This window comes from Bradyrhizobium sp. USDA 4473 (genome assembly GCF_054063335.1).
This window is the reverse complement of record NZ_JBSSGE010000001.1, coordinates 6,594,965-6,613,883: the sequence shown is the minus strand read 5'-3', so window position 1 is coordinate 6,613,883 and position 18,919 is coordinate 6,594,965. Positions and strand designations below refer to the sequence as shown.

Sequence of the window (18,919 nt, the reverse complement as noted above, 5' to 3'; positions counted from 1 at the left end):
CTATTTCGTGTGCGCGACGTGTGCACTGACAGGTCAAAACGGGTACATCCGTGTGCAATTTCGGCTAATTTGGAGTGCACATGGCCATGGTTCATTCTGTTGAAGTCTAAGGTAAATAATTGAAATCGCAAGACTATCGCTTTTCCGTGGCTCCGATGATGGACTGGACTGACCGGCATTGCCGCGTCTTCCATCGCCTGATGTCGCGCAGGGCGCGGCTTTATACGGAGATGTTGACGACTGGCGCCATCATCCATGGCGACCGGGCGCGGCTGCTCGGCTTCGATGCCCGCGAGCATCCGGTGGCGCTGCAACTCGGCGGTTCCGATCCGGCCGATCTCGCCACCGCAGCCCGGATCGGCGAGGAGTTCGGCTACGACGAGATCAACCTCAATGTCGGCTGTCCGTCCGATCGGGTGAAGGACGGCCGCTTCGGCGCCTGCCTGATGGCGGAGCCGGCGCTGGTGGCCGCAGGCGTCGCGGCGATGAAGCGCGCGGTGCAAATTCCGGTCACGGTGAAGTGCCGGATCGGTATCGACGACCAGGATCCGGAGGTCGCGCTCGATACCCTGGCACGCGGCGTCATTGCCGCCGGTGCGGATGTGCTGGTCGTGCACGCCCGCAAGGCCTGGCTGAACGGATTGTCGCCGAAGGAGAACCGCGACATCCCGCCGCTCGACTACGATCGGGTCTATCGCCTCAAGGCGGCGCTGCCGGATGTGCCCATCATCATCAATGGCGGCATCACGAGCCTTGCCGAAGCAAAGCAGCATCTCGCGCATGTCGATGGCGTGATGCTGGGGCGGGCGGCCTATCAGGAGCCGTGGCGGCTGCTGACCGTCGATTCCGAGCTGTTCGGCGAAGCGCCGCCGCACGCGACGATGAAGGATGTGTTCGCGGCGATGCTGCCCTATATCGCGCGGCAACTGGCCGAGGGCACGCGGCTGCATTCGATCACGCGCCATTTCGTCGGCGCCTTCCACGGCGTCCCCGGCGCGCGCGCGTTCCGCAGGCATCTCGCGGAGAACGGCGTTCGGCCGGGCGCCGGGATTGATGTGCTCCGCGATGCGATCGCGCTGGTTGACGATCGCGCACGCGCAGCGGTGGCGGCCTGACGATTCAACCTGGCGTCATCGCGCGAGCGCCTTCCCGTTCCGATCAATCGGAACGGGGCTCTGGACTTTTGTATTGACGCGTTTTCTTCACGCGAACCGCTATCCACTTCGCTCGAAAACGCGCTAGCGCTAGTCGACCACCGTGCGCGGGCGCCGGTGGCGGCTCGGGGTGTTGATGCTGCCGGTGACGTCGGGATAGCCGGTCAGGCTCAGCGTGTCGGAGCGGACGCCCCAGCTCTCGAGCCGGTCGAGGAAGCTCATGCCGAGCAGATTGGTCTTCATCTGCCCGCGCTGCACCACCAGCGCCGGGACCGATTTCTCGACCAGCTTGCCGACCGCGAGACGATCGAGCGTCAGCCGCGCCGCCTTGGTGTGACCGCCGGCGGTCTCGAGGTCGACATTGTAGTCGAGCATGTCGGTCGGCAGCCCGATCGCCTTGGCGGTTTCCCAGGTCAGCACCACCGAGGTCGCGCCGGTGTCGATCACCATCGGCGCACTGACACCGTTGATCTTGGCGCGGAAGGCGAACTCGCCGCCCTGGCTGCGGGCGATCTGCACCGCGGGGGCGGAGGTGGACGTGGACGCCGAGGCGGTGATGCTGCGGCCGAAGATCTGGGTCAGGTTCTCCCTGGCGCGCGCGATCTGGTCGGGATCGCCATAGGCGACGACGGCGCCGGCGGTTGCCATCAGAAGCAGGATCACGAGGAGGATGCGGGTCACCATGCACCTCCGGCCGCGGCGGTGCTCAGGCGCGCGTCGGACGCGGCTCCATGCGCTGGAGCCCGGCCTCGGTCATCCGTGCCGGCAGCGCCGCCATCACCGACCGCCGCTCCGTGCTGTCCATCTTGTGCCAGCGCGCGATCTCCGGAAGCGTGCGGCCACAGCCGAAGCAGAGCTTCGTCCTGGGGTCCATCATGCAGACTGCGATACACGGTGTCTCTGAGCTCATTCTTCAACTGTTGAACCGTTTCGGCCGCCAGTGCAAGCCGGCCGAAGCGGGATGCGCCATCACGCCCCGGCTTTTTGTCGCGAGCATGGTCGTCGCGCGAACGCCTTGCATTTATTGGCAGCCAAGACCGCGTCACGTGTTTCCGCGACATGCTCTACAATCCAGTGCCGGCACTCATGATCGACTTGCGGCGTACGCTTTTCCGGTCGGCGGCCATCGTGGGCTCGGCGGGCTCCGGCTGCATCGGCGGCGATTCTTCCGCCATCGGTGCCAGCGCGCTCATCACCCGCTCCGGCGGCAAGGTCACGATCACCTCGGTGCCGATGCGCAGCTTCGATTTCAGCGTGAAGGTGCCGCCATGCATGTCGATCAGGCTCTTCGCGATCGGCAGGCCAAGGCCCGCACCCTGTTCCGCCGACTTGATCGAGTTGGAGCCCTGGCCGAACGAGGCCAGTACCACCGGGATCTCGTCCTCGGCGATGCCGCTGCCGGTGTCCTTGACGCTCAGATACTGCCCGCCCGACGCGGTCCAGCCGACCTTGAGCCAGATCTCGCCGCCCTGCGGGGTGAACTTGATCGAGTTGGAGAGCAGATTGAGCACGACCTGGCGGATGGCGCGCTCGTCGCCCCAAATCCGGGGCATGCCGTGCTCGAACACCTCGTGGATGGTGATGCCGCGGCTCGAGGCGCGCAGCTTCAAGAGATGATGGCAATCGGCGACGACATGCACCAGCGCCACGGCCTCCTCGTTCAGCTCGTAGCGGCCGGCCTCGATGCGCGACAGGTCAAGGATCTCGTTGATAAGGTTGAGCAGGTGCACGCCGGAATTATGGATGTCGGCGGAGTATTCCTTGTAGACCGGCACCGCATGCGCGCCGAAGATCTCGCTCTTCATCACCTCGGAGAAGCCGAGGATGGCGTTGAGCGGCGTGCGCAGCTCGTGGCTCATCTGGGCCAGGAAGCGCGACTTGGCGACATTGGCGGATTCGGCGCGGTGCCGTGCTTCGTCTGAGATCGCCTTGGCCTGTTCCAGTTCGCCGATCAGCGCATCCTTTTCGGCGCGGGCCTCCAAGGTTGCCAATGTGGTCGAATGCAGGCGGTGCGCCAGCAGGGCGAAATAGCCCTCGGCGGCGAGCGCCAGCAGCGCCAGCACGTAATTGTCGAATGCGCCGTTGAGCACGAGGTCGAGCGCGATCCCGACCGTCACCGGAACGGTCGCCGCGAGCGCTGCGATCGGCAGGCTCGCCGCCAGCATGCTGGAGACCGCGATCACCAGCAGCATCAGGAACATCATCAGCGTGTTGGAGGCGAGATCGCGCCCCGCGGGGTGGATCAGGATCGCGGTCCAGCACAGGCCGTAGAGCAGGTCGAGCAGCACGAAGCGCGTGCGCCATTTGCGGGTCACCGCGACCGAGGTCGGTTCGGCGAGGAAGCGGGCGCAACTGCGGATGATCGCGACGTGGACGCAGAGGATGCCGACGGTCCAGGCGCCGGCCACGATCGGCTTCATCCAGAGGCCGAACAGCACGCCGGTGGCCACCACCAGCAGCATCACGACGTAGGAGGCCGAGATCCGGGTCTGGGCGTATTGGCGGAGCAGCTCGGCGTCGAACGCCGGGCGGGTTCCACTGGTTGACGTTAACCGATCCCGCGCCTCGCGCACCCGCTGCGCGGCGACGCGCCGGCTGTTCACCGGCACCGTCACCTGAGGTCCTGCCGGAAGCGCGACAACTTCAGGCTTTTCTGCGGGATTACTCATAAACAACACAAATCCTGCCAGCGAACCGCGCGGGCCTTTTGCATTGTCTATCTGTGACGCCAAATCATTAAGCGATGACTTAAAGAGCTAAAGAAACTCGTTAACCGGAGGTTAAATTAACTTTTGCGCGGGCGGTGCGCCGTTGCGCAAAGCCGCGCACTTGCACGCGCCGCAGCGCTTGTGAACATCGGGAGATGCCGCCGCAGGGCAGGTGACCCGCCTGCGAGGGTCGCCATGACCGGATGCAAGGAGGCGTTAACGCTGCAGACGCGCCAGCAGGCTCGACGTATCTCGAGATTGACAGTGCACTAAACCGCCCGACTAGAAGTTGAGTGCACTCCAGCAGTGTCAGCGCAATTCAAAGAATGCTCCCGACACGCCGGGCACGCGTCCAAGCACAGCCACTTGGTGTTCTTGCGGACGAACGAAATCTCCGCGCTGAACCGGCGGTCAACGTGGTGGCCTGGAGAACGATGACGGTTCTAACGCTCGTCCCGCATATATGGACTTCGCTGGGAGACGAGTCGCAAGTCTTGATCCGCTGCTATCGTCTTTGGCCCGTACATGTGCGGCACGCTCACCGGATTGCCCCACAAGGTCCAAGCAATAGCGCCACTGGCAAGTATTCCACCGCAGATCGCCAAAAGGTCCTGCCTCATTGCGCGCCTCCATATACGGTCGGCAATCTCGAAGCATAAATCAGGCCACCCCGTCGCGCACGGCAGGTCGAGGGCATATGATGGATCCCTGATTTCGGAACCGCACAGTCTGCTCAAATCCGCAGCCGGTAGCCTAGCAAATCAGCTTGCTGGGACTGCCCGGGACCGAGATCCGGCGCGGGAATATTGTATTGTTGTCCACAGTGGGTATCGCGCAACACCGCGCGGGTTGGAATCGCCGTAAGGTACGTGCGGGCTTTTCCCACTTGAACCCGTTAGCGGTTCAATGCCTTTGTGGCGGCGACGCTGCCCGAGCATTTGCCAGACAATTGTAACGCATTGCGACTTCATTTCCAGAACAATGGCGCGGCTGGCGTGGACCTATTTCGAGCTGAGAAGATCGCCACGGTCCCGGACCGGTCACATCATGACTGCCGCTTTTGTGGAGCTACACTTACCCTTGTCAGAACAATCATGGAATCTGAAAGCGGAATTGTCGTTCATATGTTTGAATGCGGGCGGTGTGGGGACCGTACTTGGACCGACTAAAGGTTAGCAGCAAGCGCAAGACCGAGGTCAATCGCTCACCACAACTGGGACAGCACCGATCCTCATAAACGCACCAGCGTCCTGCCTGGTGTTGAAGTTGCGCAAGCATGTAGCGTTCACCGCTGCGCACAGAGAGCTTCCCCAAACTGCTAGACAGTGCACCGATCGGTCTGAGCGGAACTCGCCAAACCGGCCCGAGCCACCGGTCAACGCACAACGTGACGGCGGCCACATCGCGCAAAAGTTCCCTGCATAACTTCCTCGCACACCATTACCACTCGCTTGCCTGCAGGCGTGGCAACTGCTGGATTTGTATGCTGCGAACTCGTTGCCAAGAAGTCACGCCGCCGAACCGAATGGACAGCTGACGTCATTATCGTGGCGGCGCTCGCGCCCGCAGCTTATTGATGAGGGATAGATGGGGCGGCATTTTTTCTGAGCCCCACGCAATCTGTTTCTAATGCGTTCATTGATCAGAGCTCGAGTTGGCAAGAAACCCATTTCAGATGTCATGGAGCATGTTGCGAAATGAATCTTGACCATCAGTCTATCACCAATCATTCAGGCCATCCGCAGTCAGCGATGTCCGCTGCCGCTCAAGCGGATGGAAACCAAAGCAACAAGACGCGCTTTGGATTCAAGGCGACTGACCTCATCGTCTACCCTGCGCACGGTGTCGGTCAAATCGTTGCGATCGAAGAGCAGACTGTAGCCGGCGCCTGCCTCGAGTTCTTCGTCGTCTATTTCGAGAAGAGCAAGATGACACTACGCGTTCCAACGAGCAGAGCGGCCAAAACCGGAATGCGTCGGTTGTCCGACCCCAGCACCATCCAGCACGCACGACGAATCCTGGGTCAACCACCTCATAAGGCGCGGGGCAACTGGTCCCGGATTGCTGAAGAGTACGAAAGCAAGATCAATTCGGGTGATATCGTTGCAATTGCCGAAGTGATGCGCGATCTCCACAGGCGCGCTGCCAGCCCTGACCAGAGCTACGCCGAACGGCAGCTCTACACGACGGCCGTTGATCGCTTGTCCGAAGAAGTAGCTCTTGTTAGCGGCATCACCGAACAAGAAGCGGCGAAAGAACTTGAAAACGTGATAGCCGCCGAAGTCAGGCGCAGCGCCTAATTGAGGCTTCTCGAACCAGTCGCTATTCGCCTGAAACGAGCCCCAGCGAGAGCGCAAGCCGGGGCCTTTAACCTCAGCAAACGGCCTCAGCGTCCGGCAGGGAGCTGAGGCCGAGGAGCGCCCGTGGGGTAAGGGAAAGATTCTGGACACTCCCAAGGTCACCTAAGACTGCCGCTCGCGTGACGGGCATTTGCATATGTAAATGAGCGCTCTGATTTCTCCCAGGGACGGCCCGCGCCAAAGGAAAAGGGGCCGCCTGACGAGACGGCCCCTTAACCGGAAACATTTTGAAACATCGATCTTAATGAAATAACCGGCAGCGAAATCCTACTTTCATTCGCAATCGCAGCAATTCCGCAGAAATAGCTACCCCAATAGAAGTAGGTCCGGACTTGAGAGCAGACCCAAGGGTGACCGTCGGAGAATTTCGTGGACTGATCCAGTTCCACTTCGGAAGCATGTTCAGCTGATCAACAGAGCGCCGACGCCTACGATGAGCGCTGCGAACGATATCGCCGCCAGCGCTATGAATCTGTACTCGGCGCCATCCGTGCGATGATCGTATCCGCCGTACATCGCCGCACGTTGCGCTCCGGCTGTAGTGCCCGCATTCACAACGAAGCAGTCGGAAGCGAAGAACGGCCCCAGCACGTTGGGGGCCTAAATTGGCCGATGCTGGGGCCGGTCGCCTATCCGGGGCTAGCAAGGATTAGGCATCGACACGCTGATGGCCTTCGCGGGTTCCGACACTAACATGGGTTAAGTCTGGTGCGTTTCCCCCCGCAATTGCGCGGACATGATTGCAAAAATTGCGTCGTGCTATGAACCGGGTCGGCTATCTCACTCAGCACGGGACGCCCGGCCCAGGCTCGCTGCCGGTCATCTCGAAAGAGACGAGCGTCGATTGGCGTTCGGCTGGACAGCGACCAGCAAGGACACCTGGCAGCTGTGCTCAGCTCCCAGAGGGCCCCTCCCTGGCCGCGTCAGGCCTCCGGCGGGACAGGCGAAGGGATACTGGGCGGGCGCGAGCTGTCCCTGAAGGAGCGGGATTCTTAATCAACCGAGAGTTTTGGGCTTGCCGCCGCACATCTTCTCGAACATCCGGCATTGGCAGGAGCGAGCCGGACGGATAGGCTTGGTCTTATTTTAGCGAAACACTTTCAGTTCGTCTCACGGGAGGAGTGCGGTGAGGCTGATTTGGATCTCCGTCGGACTCTTGATTGGATTTGGTTGTTCCTCTATTTCCGCTGCCGCGAAGCCGGTCGTTGAACTTCTAGCAGCCTGCGATCAAGTTGCGGCTCATCCATTTGATAGTACGCGACCGGCGGGAGTCGCTGGCGTCAGTTCTGAAAAGATCGTCGCACAGGTCGCAATCGATGCATGCGAGCGCGCAGCGAAGGTGGCTCCAAACGAGCCCAGGATTGCCCTCCAGCTCGGTCGGGCATATCAGGCCGCAAAGAACTTTGATGCGGCCCGGCGGCAATACGCCAAGGCGTTCGAGGGTGGCAGCGTTCAAGGTGCGGCCAACCTGGCGTCGCTTTATCTGATTGGCGAGGGCGGCATCCCGAAGGATGACGCCGAAGCGCTCCGCCTCTCGAAATTCGCTGCAGATCACGGGAATGCGCAAGGTCAAAACGACCTTGGAGTTCTTTATCTAGGGGGACGCGGCGGGCTGCCCCAAAACGATAGTGAAGCCGCCCGTCTTTTCGGGCTTTCCGCAGATCAGGGCTTCGCGCCGGCGCAATATAATCTCGGCAGATTATATCAAACGGGACGTGGCGGCTTGGCCAAGGATGAGTACGCGGCCGCCCGTCTATACAGAACGGCAGCAGAGCGTGATAACGCCTTCGCGCAAGTCTATCTCGGGATCTTTCATCTCGAGGGACGCGGCGGGGTCACCAAAGATGAACGCGAAGCGGGCCGCCTGTACAAATTGTCGGCCGACCAAGGCAATGCTCTCGGAGAGGCCTACCTCGGGCTTGCCTACGCGCGAGGTCACGCAGGGGTATCGAAAGACGAGCGCGAAGCCGTACGACTTTTCAAGCTTTCGGCCGACCAAGGTAACGCCGTTGGCCAGGTGAACCTCGGATTTGCCTATGAGCGTGGAGCGGGCGGGCTGGCAAGAGACGATCGTGAAGCTGTGCGCCTCTACAAACTGTCAGCTGAACAAGGCAACGATCAGGCGCAAACCAACTTGGGCGCGGCGTATTTGCGCGGCTCCGGTGGGTTAGCTAGGGACGAGGCCGAAGCAGTACGGCTTTATAAGCTCGCAGCAGAACACAGGAATGCGCAGGCGCAGGCGAATCTAGGACTTGCCTATTTGGGTGGAGTCGGAGGACTGCCGAAAGATGTCGTCGAGGCAGTTCGGTTCTTCAAAATGGCTGCAGAGGGTGGCAACGCTCAAGGTCAGGCAAATCTGGCAGCTGCATACGAGCGCGGCGATGGCGGGTTGGCAAAAGATGAGCGCGAAGCCGTCCGCCTGTACAGGCTAGCCGCAGACCACGGAAATCGTTTTGCCCAGGCGGCATTGGCCCGTCTCGGCGTGCTTCGGCCCGCGGCACCTCAGATAGCGACCGAACTATCCGCGGGCGACGTGCGCGTGAGGATGGTTTCAGGCAACGGGACCTTTTACGTGCCCGCTCTCATAAACGACACCTTGAAGTTAAACTTCGTTGTTGACAGTGGAGCCTCCGACGTTTCGATCCCGGCCAATGTTGCTCAAACCTTGATGAGGACCGGCACGATCAACGAAAGCGACTTTACTGGATCGGCGAACCACCGCCTTGCTGATGGTTCGATTGTCTCATCGAGGACATTCATCATCAGATCTTTGAAGGTTGGAGATCGAACGGTGACCAATGTTCCCGCAAGCATCGCACGCGCCAATGCCCCTTTGCTGCTTGGACAGTCTTTTTTGAATCGGTTCAGATCTTGGTCGCAGGACAACGTAAACCACGAACTTGTCCTTCAATAAGGTCTCACACTCAGGGGTGATCTCATCGGCACGTACGACCACTATGGCGAGTCGCCGCCGACGCGTTCCTTGCCGCACCTTCTATGGAGCAATTCTACATCAGAACATCGAGGGGACCGGTGCGGATGGCCCGTATGACTGCCGAGTTTGCTGCCGTTCGACTGAGAAGGAGACAAAAGCGGTGAACGTCTTCAAAAGCGCAATTGAGGGGAACGATTGTCTTCCGTCGTGTTCGTTGAAGATTATGTCCAGCTAGTGTTCGACGGTGACGTCCCCACGATGTTTGTCTGTAATTGCGGTGACAGTGCATTCAAGTGACAGACCACGCCCCGACGTGCATCATACGGCATGGCTCGCCTTGCCCGTGTCGTGATCCCCGGTTGCCCGCACCATCTCACGCAGCGTGGCAATGGCCGCGCGCGGACCTTCTTTGGCGACGGCGACTATGCGCTCTACCGCGACCTGCTCGCCGCCCATTGCGCCGCGGCCGGGGTTGAAGTGTGGGCCTGGTGCCTGATGCCGAACCACGTTCACCTCATCCTGGTACCGTCCGATCCCGACGGGCTGCGCCGCGCGCTGGCGCGCGTGCATCGCATCTACGCCGGAACGATCCAGGCGCGGCGCAAACGCACCGGTCATTTCTGGCAAGGCCGGTTCGGCGGCGTCGCGATGGACGAGCCGCATCTTGCCGCGGCGCTGCGCTACGTGTCACTCAATCCGGTGCGGGCGCGTCTGGTGCAACGCGCCCAGGACTGGCACTGGTCGAGCACGCGCGCGCATCTGCGCGGCAAGGACGACGGCGTCTCGGCGCTGGCGCCGGTGCGCGATCGCTTCCCGGATTTCGCCGATCTCATGGCATGCGAACCGGAGGCGGATCTGTTTGAGAGCCTGCGTGCCGCCGAGAGCATCGGGCGGCCGCTCGGTGACGAGCGTTTCCTCGCCCGCATCGAGCGCAAGACGGGCCGCATTCTCAAACCAGGCAAACGCGGGCCTAAGGCGTCTGTGGAGCAGCACGATTGAGCGCGAAGAATTAAGTGCACCGTCACCGTAATAATGTGATCGAACTCGAACATGCTGCTCAGTCCGAGGCAGGATGATGGTTCCCGCATTTCCTTATGCACGGCAGCAAGGCCGACTTGTTGCTCTATGTGATTGCGGGATTTTCCAATCGGTCCAGACTACTCACATGTCACCAGCTGAAATGATGAAACGTGCCGAAGCCTATGAAGCAATGGCTGGATGGGCTGACCAGTTGAACCGGACCCGCTTCCATGAGGTGGCCGATAACTGGAGGAAGGTTGCTTGCCAGGTCGAGGCTCTTGAACGATCTTCCGTCTACCGGATGATCCGCCGAGCCTCGCATCCACACCCCGAGCCGGTTCTTCGAGCGGAGCGCGCGGCGAAGCAAGGCGTTGGCGCTTGGCAACCATGAAGCTACTAACAGAGTATATTGAGCACGCTTTGCAATTTGAGCGCCTCGCCGCCGCGGAGAGTGATCCCAGGCTGAAAGCGCAGTTCATTCAGCAGGCAAAGGACTATCGGAAGTTGGCCGCCGATCGGGCCAAGCGCTACGGGCTCCCCCCACCGAGCCCTTCGTCTGAGGCTGAGTAAGCCTTGTTGCATCCTTTCCGGCGTTACAGAACCGTCTCGATCAGACCCAACGTCTTCGCCTCCTGCGCCTCCAAATACCAATTTGACGGCGCCTTCTGCATGACCTCATCGATCGTTACGTTCGAGCCCAGTATAAGATTTTGAAAGCCCTCGTTCTGTATGGCGATCGAGCATTCGATTTCGTTGAGCGTCGCTCTCACAACCGCAATGCATGTTGTTAAAGGGCCATCGATCACCAAGCTCTTCGAAAGCTTGCGTTCATGGATCATCAGTCGCGTGCCGCGCGCGAGGTACCTGTTCGGCCGCGCAAAGAAGCTCATGAACGTAACGCCCGCCGAATAGATCACAGCCTTACCGAGGAACACGAAGCGACGTTGCGGCTCCGTCTCGCTCGCGAACCGCACGTCCTCCCCCATCATTCGGGCGACCTCGGGGTCGCCGCCCAAGGTCGACAGTTCGATCACGACAAGATCTTTATCGGCCGCGTTGTCGAACTGCGTTCGAAAGGCGGTGTACATGTTGTAGTCGACAATGCCCGAGAGGCTAATGGCCGGCGACTTGAAGGCTGTGGCCGGTAGCGTTGCGAGTTGCATCTAACAATCCCTTGGCGGCTTTCGTCCTGGACTACACGCAGATGCCGTAACTGGTTCCCGATCGGCCCACGGACCGGGCGGACGCGGCTCCAAGAATCTGCAATTACTGCTGGCATTTCATCATTGGAGAGGTTCATGCCAGCAGGATCGTGGTCCGCTAAAGAAGAGAACGGAGCTATTGCAATTGATCCGGGAGACCGGGATGACACGGCGCGAGATCGCCCAGAAGCTCGGCCTTACCGAGGCGGCGGTCAGCGCCCGGCTGACTATCATCCGAAGGCGGAGTAACGCGACCTATGACGCTGATAGGTTCGGCTAGTCGTGCCGATTGTTCAGTTTCTCCTCCACTTCTAGCGAAGCCGCGAGGGCTGCTTCGCTCGCAGCCAGGACACGATAACTGTGCTCCATCCGCTCGAGAAAATAGCGAGTGAACGTGTCGTCGGCCGTCTCTTTGGCCCGCCGGTAGTGTTCCGCCCTCACCAGGTAATCGCCCGCGCTCATGACCGGAAAATCCATCAGCGTCCGGAGCGTTCCAGAGCGCCGGGAGGGACGCCGCCCTAGCGGACCGCCCGCTAACCGTCTCTGTCCTATGCGCGATCGGTCGATGCCAGCTCAGGTCGCCTAAAGAAAGCGACCCCAGCATCCGGATCATGCTGGGGTCAATCTGGATCGCTGACAGTAGCAGCCGTCTTTAGTTTAGGGCTGAAAAAATACGAAATGAAAATCACCTGCCCCTCGGGGTTATCATCGCGTAGGCCGGCCGCTGCAAAAATAACCCGTGTGAATCTGCTCCCAGATTTTCTCAATACACGTGGAGGAGCCGGAATTTTGTTCCTTTCGCGGAACCATACTGCCGACCTCGGCAGTATCGTCGTCTTTTGCCCCTGCGGCTGAGGTTAGACCTTCTTGACCGCCTTCTTCACAGACGCCGCAGACTTGCCGGTTTTCCGCGCCTCGTAGCCTCATAGGACCCCATAGTCCTGCGACTACGGTGGCAGTGCATTAACCGCCGACTACCAGCTACAATTTCGGAATAATGGAAGTGTGCCCCTGATTTGCCCGACATGTCAAGCTGCCAAATCGAATGCCGGCGGCCGGCCCGCTCCTTTGCATGGGGTTGTTTTCGAAGTTTTGGTAGCGCGCACCTTCAAGGGGGAATTCTCCATGGCAGACGCCGCCGCAGGGCAGGTGACCCGCGGGCGCGGGTCACCGTGGCCGGATGCGAGGCGTTAACGCTGCAACCGCGCCAGCAAGCTCGACGTATCCCAGCGCTTGCCGCCCATCTTCTCGACCTCGGCGTAGAACTGGTCGACCAGCGCGGTCGCGGGCAGGGTAGCGCCGTTGCGGCGGGCTTCGGCCAGCGCGATCGAGAGGTCCTTGCGCATCCATTCGACGGCGAAGCCGAAATCGTACTTGCCCTCGTTCATGGTCTTGTAGCGGTTCTCCATCTGCCAGGATTGCGCGGCGCCCTTGGAGATGGTCTCGATCACCGCGGTGACGTCGAGGCCGCTCTTCTTGGCGAAGTGGATGCCCTCGGAGAGGCCCTGCACCAGGCCGGCGATGCAGATCTGGTTGACCATTTTTGTCAGTTGGCCCGCGCCTGCCGGTCCGAGCAATTTGCACATCCGCGCGTAGGCGCCGGTAATGATCGGCTCGGCGCCGGCATAGGCGTCCTCGCTGCCGCCGCACATCACCGTCAGCACGCCGTTCTCGGCGCCGGCCTGGCCGCCGGACACCGGCGCGTCGACGAACTTGAAGCCGGCCTTGGCGGCGGCGGCATCGAGCTCGCGGGCGACCTCGGCGGAGGCGGTGGTGTGATCGACGAAGGTCGCGCCCTTCTTCATCCCGGCAAACGCGCCGTCCGGCCCGATCGTGACCGCGCGCAGGTCGTTGTCGTTGCCGACGCAGCACATCACGAAGTCCTGACCTTCGGCGGCACCCTTCGGTGTCGGCGCCGTCTTGCCTCCGAACTTGTCGGCCCATTGCTTCGCCTTCGCCGCGGTCCGGTTGTACACGGTGACCTCATGGCCGCCCTTTTTCACGAGGTGCCCCGCCATCGGGAAGCCCATTACGCCGAGACCGAGAAAAGCGACTTTAGCCATATCTGCTACCTTGTGTCTGAGACCTTGTGGTTTGCCGTGGTGATCGCCCCTTGGGGGCGTGCCGGCAACGGCGCGCCGGGCAGGGCATTCCGTCCATGGAAGGAGCCGCACCATACCTCCTGTGCAGCGGAGGGCAACGGCCTTGGCGGGATGGCAGGACCCGGTTTTGTGCTAGGATTGCCGCACCAAAGAACCTCACAAAAAAGGGAGTGTCTCGCATGGGCATGAGCGTCGGTGTGCTCGATCATTTCAATATCCGGACCCGAAATCTCGCCGCCACGGTGCGGTTCTATGAGGACATTCTGGGCCTGGAAAAGGGTGCGCGGCCGAACTTCGCGTTCCCCGGCGCGTGGATGTACAGCGAAGGCAAGGCGGTGGTGCATCTGGTCGATATTTCGTCGACCGACGAGGCACAAAAGCCGGATTCCGGCGTCGTCCATCATGTCGCCTTTGCCAGCCGGGGTTTTGACGGCATGCGGCAGCGGCTGCAGGCCAAGGGCATGGAGTTCGACTCGCGCCAGGTTCCCGGCGGCGATCTGTGGCAGATCTTCGTCAACGACCCCAACGGGGTGATGATCGAATTGAACTACGAGGCCGCCAAGGAAGGCGGCGCGGCAGCACCGGTCGAGCGGCACGACGACGTCGGAGCGAGGTAGCCTTTTGCGCTGCAACGCTCTATGGGTGCTCCCTTGAATTTTCTGGGAGATGCGCGGTGAGCGTGACGCAGCAACAGGTTCTCGATTGCCTTGCCAAGGTGATGTCGCCGCGCGGCGTCCCCTTGACCAACGCCAATGTGCTGTCGGCGATCACGGTCACCGACGGCAAGGTGTTCTTCTCGATCAATGTCGACGCCGCGGAAGCCCGCGCCTGGGAAAGCGTGCGGGCGCAGGCCGAGAACGCCGTGCGCGCCATACCCGGCGTCAGCGTCGCGATGATCGCGCTGACCGCGGAGCGCAAGGCGGGCGCTGCGGCGTCTCCGCCGCGGCAGGCCGGCGGCGTCCCGCCCGCATCCGCGCACCGGCATCCGCACCCGCCCGGTGCGCAATCGCCGATGGCGCGCCAGGCCGAGATCCCCGGCATCGCCGCCGTCATCGCGGTTGCCTCGGGCAAGGGCGGTGTCGGCAAGTCGACCACCGCGCTCAACCTCGCGCTCGGCCTGCGCGACCTCGGCCTGCGGGTCGGGCTGCTTGATGCCGACATCTACGGCCCGTCGGTGCCGCGGCTGACCGGCATCCGCGAGAAGCCGCAGCTCAACGACGACAAGAAGATGATCCCGCTACAGCGCTTCGGCCTGTCGATCATGTCGATCGGCTTTTTGGTCGAGGAGGACACCGCGATGATCTGGCGCGGGCCGATGGTGATGTCGGCGATCACCCAGATGCTGCGCGACGTCGCCTGGGGCACCCTCGACGTGCTGGTCGTCGACATGCCGCCCGGCACCGGCGACGCCCAGCTAACGCTGGCGCAGAACGTCCCGCTCAAGGGCGCCGTCATCATCTCGACGCCGCAGGACCTCTCGCTGATCGATGCACGGCGGGGGCTGGCGATGTTCAAGAAGGTCAACGTGCCGGTGCTCGGCATCGTCGAGAACATGAGCTATTTCCAGTGCCCGCATTGCGGCACCCGTTCGGACATCTTCGGCCATGGCGGTGCCCGCCACGAGGCCGAGAAGCTCGGGGTGCCGTTCCTCGGCGAGATCCCGCTGCACATCGCGATCCGCACCGCCTCCGATGCCGGCACCCCGGTGGTCGAGAGCGAGCCGGACGGCCCGCACGCGGCGATTTACCGCGCGATCGGCGGCAAGGTCCGCGAGCAGCTGCAAGGCGTGATTGCCGCCGCCTGAGCCCAGGGTGCTGTCCCGGCGAGCCGACCGGCCCGGGATGCCGGCGTCCGGCAGGCCTTTCTTCACAGGGCTGTCGCCCCTGGTGCCTCTGGACGATTGCTGAATCGGTTTCGCCCTGTATGTTTGTGCGACAGAGGCCGAATCGTACCACCCTTGGATTGGTCGAAGGCGGTCACGGGTGAGGCCGAACTTGCAGAAGGGTCGTGGGGCGACCGTCGACATGGCAGCATCACGCGAAGCAAAGAAACCACGCCGCAAGCATCTGACGCGGGAGAAGCGCGAAGAGGCTTCCCGCCTCGCGTTCAACGCCGCGAAGAAATCCGACTCGATCGGCGAGGCCGCCGAGGCGATCGCCAAGATCTATGGCGTCAGCAAGACCACCGCGCAAAGCTGGATCCGGCGCGGGCGACATTTGGCCGACAAGGCCAAGAAGGCGCGGGAGACGACGCGGCGCTGATTGGCCGGGGAGCGGACGAGCCGGATGGCCCGCACGCGGCGATTTACCGCTGATCGCAGGCTTGCGCCGCGCGTGGGCTCAGGGCGTCATCGCCACCGCCCAAGCCCGCATTTTCCAGCCGATTTCCTGCGCCATCAGACTTTCGTTTAATTGGCGCGGTCATGCCATTGTCGCGTTTCCGTGAAGGCTCCTTCCGTGGTAAAGGGCCGACCCAGAGCGCCCCGGCAGGCCTTCCTGCGTGCTGCCGGAGAACCGCTTGCGGTCATTGGGAAACGCCCCTCAAGGAGAAGCCTTACGATGAAGCGTCGTGATTTTTTGAAAGTGTCGGCGGCCGGTGCTGCCGCGACGGCGGTTGCTGCGCCGGCGATTGCGCAGTCCTCGCCTGAAATCAAGTGGCGCCTGACCTCGAGCTTCCCGAAGTCGCTGGACACCATCTATGGCGGTGCCGAGCAGGTGGCGAAGTACGTCGCCGAAATGACCGACAACAAATTCCAGATCCAGGTGTTCGCGGCGGGCGAAATCGTGCCCGGCCTGCAGGCGCTGGACGCGACCTCCAACGGCACCGTCGAGATGTGCCACACCGTGTCCTACTACTATGTCGGCAAGGATCCGACCTTTGCGATCTACGCCTCGGTGCCGTTCGGCCTCAACGCGCGCATGCAGAACTCCTGGTGGTACCAGGGCGGCGGTGAGGCGCTCGGCAACGAGTTCTTCAAGAAGTTCGGCGTGATCGGCTTCCCCTGCGGCAACACCGGCACCCAGATGGGCGGCTGGTTCCGCAAGGAGATCAAGACGGTCGCCGATCTCTCCGGCCTCAAATTCCGCATCGGCGGCATCGCCGGCCAGGTGTTGCAGAAGGTCGGCGTGGTGCCGCAGCAGCTCGCCGGCGGCGACATCTATCCGGCGCTCGAAAAGGGCACCATCGACGCGGCCGAGTGGGTCGGTCCCTATGACGACGAGAAGCTCGGCTTCCAGAAGGTCGCCAAGTACTATTACTATCCGGGCTTCTGGGAAGGCGGCCCGACCGTGCACGCCTACTGCAACCTGGAAAAGTGGAACGCGCTGCCGAAGAACTATCAGGCGATCCTGACCAACGCGACCGCCAACGCCAACAGCTGGATGGCTGCGCGCTACGACATGCAGAACCCGACCGCGCTGAAGCGGCTGGTTGCCAGCGGCACGCAGCTGCGTCCGTTCACCAACGAAGTGCTCGAGGCCTGCCTCAAGGCGACCAACGAGCTGTGGGGTGAGATCTCGGCCAAGAATGCCGATTTCAAGAAGTCGATCGACGCCATGCAGGCCTACCGCTCCGACCAGTATCTGTGGTGGCAGGTCGCCGAATACACCTTCGACAGCTTCATGATCCGCTCGCGTACCCGCGGCTAACGGCGTCCCAAGCGTTCGCGAGAAGAGAACGGCAGAAAATTCAACTCAAGTAGCCCGGCCTCCGCAAGGAGGCCGGGTTTTTTGCGTCTGGCATTCGGCAAGGGGATGTTCCATGCTCGCACTCCAAGCCTCGGCACGAAGGCGGCGCGTGATCGGTGACCGGTCACGACGGCAAAGAAAAGCGGCGCGACGATGCAAAGCAGTCGACGCTCGGACAACACAATCACACAGGGCAGGATTCAAAAATGAAGCGCAGGGATTTCATCAAGGTGACGGGACTGGGCGTCGCCGGCGCCGCGACCGTCGCAGCGCCGGCGATCGCGCAGTCGATGCCGGAGCTGAAATGGCGCCTGACCACCAGCTGGCCGAAGACGCTCGACACGCTGCACGGCGGCGCCGAGCTGATGGCCAAGGCCGTCGGCGAGGCCACCGACAACAAATTCCAGATCCAGACCTTTGCCGCCGGCGAGATCGTGCCCGGCCTCCAGGTGCTCGATGCGGTGCAGAACGGCACGGTCGAGATGGGCCACACCGCGCCGTATTATTACTTCGGCAAGGATCCGACCTTCACCTTCGGCTCCTCGGTGCCGTTCGGGCCGAACATGCGGTTGAACCAGGCCTGGTACATTCTCGGCGGCGGCAAGGAGTTGCTGAACGAGTTCTACAAGAGCTACAACGTCACCTCGCTGCTGGCCGGCAACACCGGCTGCCAGATGGGCGGCTGGTTCCGCAAGGAGATCAACAGCGTCGACGATCTCAACGGCCTGAAATTCCGGATCGGCGGCTTTGCCGGGCGCGTGATGCAGAAGCTCGGCTGCGTGCCGCAGCAGCTTGCCGGCGGCGACATCTATCCGGCGCTCGAGAAGGGCACGATCGACGCGGCGGAATGGGTCGGCCCCTATGACGACGAGAAGCTCGGTCTCTACAAGGTCGCGCCGAACTACTACTTCCCCGGCTGGTGGGAAGGCGGCCCGATGCTGGTGGCGATGATCAATCTCGACAAGTGGAACGCGCTGCCGAAATACTATCGCAATGTGCTCGAGCAGGCCGGCCATCTCGCCAACAACTGGATGATGGCGCGTTACGATCAGGCCAATCCGCTCGCGCTGAAGAAGCTGCTCGCCAGCGGCACCAAGCTGCGTCCGTTTCCGGCACCGGTGATGGAGGCCTCCTTCAAAGCGGCCAAGGAGCTGCACAACGAGGTGGCGGCGAGCAACGCCAACTTCAAGAAGGTCTATGACTCCCTGACGTCGTTCTCCAACAACGGCTATCAGTGGTTCCAGGTCGCCGAAGTCGGCTACGACAATTTCATGGCGCGGCACTCCCAGGCCTGACGACGCTGCCTTCAACGTGAGCAGGAATCCCGGGGCATGGCTCCGGGATTTTTGTTTGGAGTTGGCGAGAGTGTAGCCAAATGAATGCTTTTTGGGCCGGATTCGTGCTATCGTTGCCGCGGCAGTGTGAATCAGGGCGCCATATGCGTTTCCTCGGTCTTATCCTGCGGACGCTGTTTCTGACCCTCGTGGTGGTGATCACGGCTCGCGTCGCGAGCCCGCAGAACGAAACCATTTGGTCGGCCTACGACACCCCCTCCGATCTGTTTCGCATCATCCTCGGTGCCGCGGTCTGCCTCTTCGTGGCCGTGCAGATCTTCAGATATTCCAGAGATCCGGCTGACATGCGCCGCTGGGTCGTGATCGGCGGCGCCGCCGTGCCGTTGGCACTGATCTGCGCGGTCGTCATCTGGTAGGCAGCCGTCGCCGGGAGCTCGTCCGCAGCATCTTGTGGCGG

General features: G+C 61.9%; 16 protein-coding genes. 10 read left to right on the top strand and 6 right to left on the bottom strand.

Features of this window, described 5'->3' with window-relative positions; all coding sequences use genetic code 11:
* The first annotated feature begins 119 nt into the window (after positions 1 to 119).
* Positions 120 to 1,115 (top strand): tRNA dihydrouridine(20/20a) synthase DusA, encoded by a 996-nt coding sequence (gene dusA / locus ACVW17_RS31375; protein ID WP_456755468.1) that lies wholly within the window; start codon positions 120 to 122, stop codon positions 1,113 to 1,115.
* A gap of 129 nt (positions 1,116 to 1,244) precedes the next feature.
* Here dusA and ACVW17_RS31370 read toward each other — a convergent pair whose 3' ends face one another.
* The 3 genes from ACVW17_RS31370 to ACVW17_RS31360 all read right to left on the bottom strand — a co-directional run bounded on the left by ACVW17_RS31370 (position 1,245) and on the right by ACVW17_RS31360 (position 3,823).
* Positions 1,245 to 1,835: a TIGR02281 family clan AA aspartic protease gene (locus tag ACVW17_RS31370; RefSeq protein WP_456755467.1), complete on the bottom strand. Its 591-nt coding sequence runs from the start codon at positions 1,833 to 1,835 to the stop codon at positions 1,245 to 1,247.
* A 25-nt stretch (positions 1,836 to 1,860) separates the two neighbouring features.
* Positions 1,861 to 2,064, bottom strand: a complete 204-nt coding sequence (locus ACVW17_RS31365) for a DUF1289 domain-containing protein (protein ID WP_456755466.1) — start codon at positions 2,062 to 2,064, stop codon at positions 1,861 to 1,863.
* Between the two features lie 154 nt (positions 2,065 to 2,218).
* Entirely contained in the window at positions 2,219 to 3,823 is a 1,605-nt protein-coding gene (locus ACVW17_RS31360) for a sensor histidine kinase (RefSeq protein ID WP_456755465.1), read from the bottom strand.
* A gap of 1,736 nt (positions 3,824 to 5,559) precedes the next feature.
* Here ACVW17_RS31360 and ACVW17_RS31355 point away from each other — a divergent pair.
* The 3 genes from ACVW17_RS31355 to ACVW17_RS31345 all read left to right on the top strand — a co-directional run bounded on the left by ACVW17_RS31355 (position 5,560) and on the right by ACVW17_RS31345 (position 10,156).
* A complete protein-coding gene (locus ACVW17_RS31355; RefSeq protein WP_456755464.1) occupies positions 5,560 to 6,162 on the top strand; it encodes a CarD family transcriptional regulator in 603 nt (200 codons plus the stop codon).
* Positions 6,163 to 7,348: 1,186 nt separating this feature from the next.
* Entirely contained in the window at positions 7,349 to 9,136 is a 1,788-nt protein-coding gene (locus ACVW17_RS31350; protein WP_456755463.1) for a retroviral-like aspartic protease family protein, read from the top strand.
* Positions 9,137 to 9,484: 348 nt separating this feature from the next.
* Entirely contained in the window at positions 9,485 to 10,156 is a 672-nt protein-coding gene (locus tag ACVW17_RS31345) for a transposase (RefSeq protein WP_456755462.1), read from the top strand.
* Between the two features lie 614 nt (positions 10,157 to 10,770).
* Here ACVW17_RS31345 and ACVW17_RS31340 read toward each other — a convergent pair.
* From ACVW17_RS31340 to ACVW17_RS31330, 3 genes are all read right to left on the bottom strand, one after another.
* Positions 10,771 to 11,340, bottom strand: coding sequence for a peptidase S14 (locus ACVW17_RS31340; RefSeq protein WP_137479178.1), 570 nt, complete (start codon positions 11,338 to 11,340; stop codon positions 10,771 to 10,773).
* Positions 11,341 to 11,655: 315 nt separating this feature from the next.
* A complete protein-coding gene (locus tag ACVW17_RS31335) occupies positions 11,656 to 11,856 on the bottom strand; it encodes a hypothetical protein (RefSeq protein WP_456755461.1) in 201 nt (66 codons plus the stop codon).
* Between the two features lie 713 nt (positions 11,857 to 12,569).
* Complete coding sequence (locus ACVW17_RS31330) at positions 12,570 to 13,442, bottom strand: NAD(P)-dependent oxidoreductase (RefSeq protein WP_456755460.1); 873 nt, start codon at positions 13,440 to 13,442, stop codon at positions 12,570 to 12,572.
* A 218-nt stretch (positions 13,443 to 13,660) separates the two neighbouring features.
* Here ACVW17_RS31330 and ACVW17_RS31325 point away from each other — a divergent pair, with 218 nt between their 5' ends.
* From ACVW17_RS31325 to ACVW17_RS31300, 6 genes are all read left to right on the top strand, one after another.
* Positions 13,661 to 14,098 carry a VOC family protein gene (locus tag ACVW17_RS31325; protein ID WP_456755459.1) on the top strand — a complete coding sequence of 146 codons (438 nt, stop codon included), beginning with the start codon at positions 13,661 to 13,663 and terminating at the stop codon, positions 14,096 to 14,098.
* 56 nt (positions 14,099 to 14,154) lie between these two features.
* Positions 14,155 to 15,285, top strand: a complete 1,131-nt coding sequence (locus ACVW17_RS31320) for an Mrp/NBP35 family ATP-binding protein (protein ID WP_456755458.1) — start codon at positions 14,155 to 14,157, stop codon at positions 15,283 to 15,285.
* Between the two features lie 220 nt (positions 15,286 to 15,505).
* Positions 15,506 to 15,742, top strand: coding sequence for a hypothetical protein (locus ACVW17_RS31315; RefSeq protein WP_456755457.1), 237 nt, complete (start codon positions 15,506 to 15,508; stop codon positions 15,740 to 15,742).
* Between the two features lie 297 nt (positions 15,743 to 16,039).
* Positions 16,040 to 17,128: a TRAP transporter substrate-binding protein gene (locus ACVW17_RS31310; protein WP_212022595.1), complete on the top strand. Its 1,089-nt coding sequence runs from the start codon at positions 16,040 to 16,042 to the stop codon at positions 17,126 to 17,128.
* A gap of 245 nt (positions 17,129 to 17,373) precedes the next feature.
* Positions 17,374 to 18,462, top strand: a complete 1,089-nt coding sequence (locus ACVW17_RS31305) for a TRAP transporter substrate-binding protein (protein ID WP_456755456.1) — start codon at positions 17,374 to 17,376, stop codon at positions 18,460 to 18,462.
* A gap of 143 nt (positions 18,463 to 18,605) precedes the next feature.
* Complete coding sequence (locus tag ACVW17_RS31300; RefSeq protein ID WP_456755455.1) at positions 18,606 to 18,878, top strand: hypothetical protein; 273 nt, start codon at positions 18,606 to 18,608, stop codon at positions 18,876 to 18,878.
* The last annotated feature ends 41 nt before the right edge of the window (positions 18,879 to 18,919 follow it).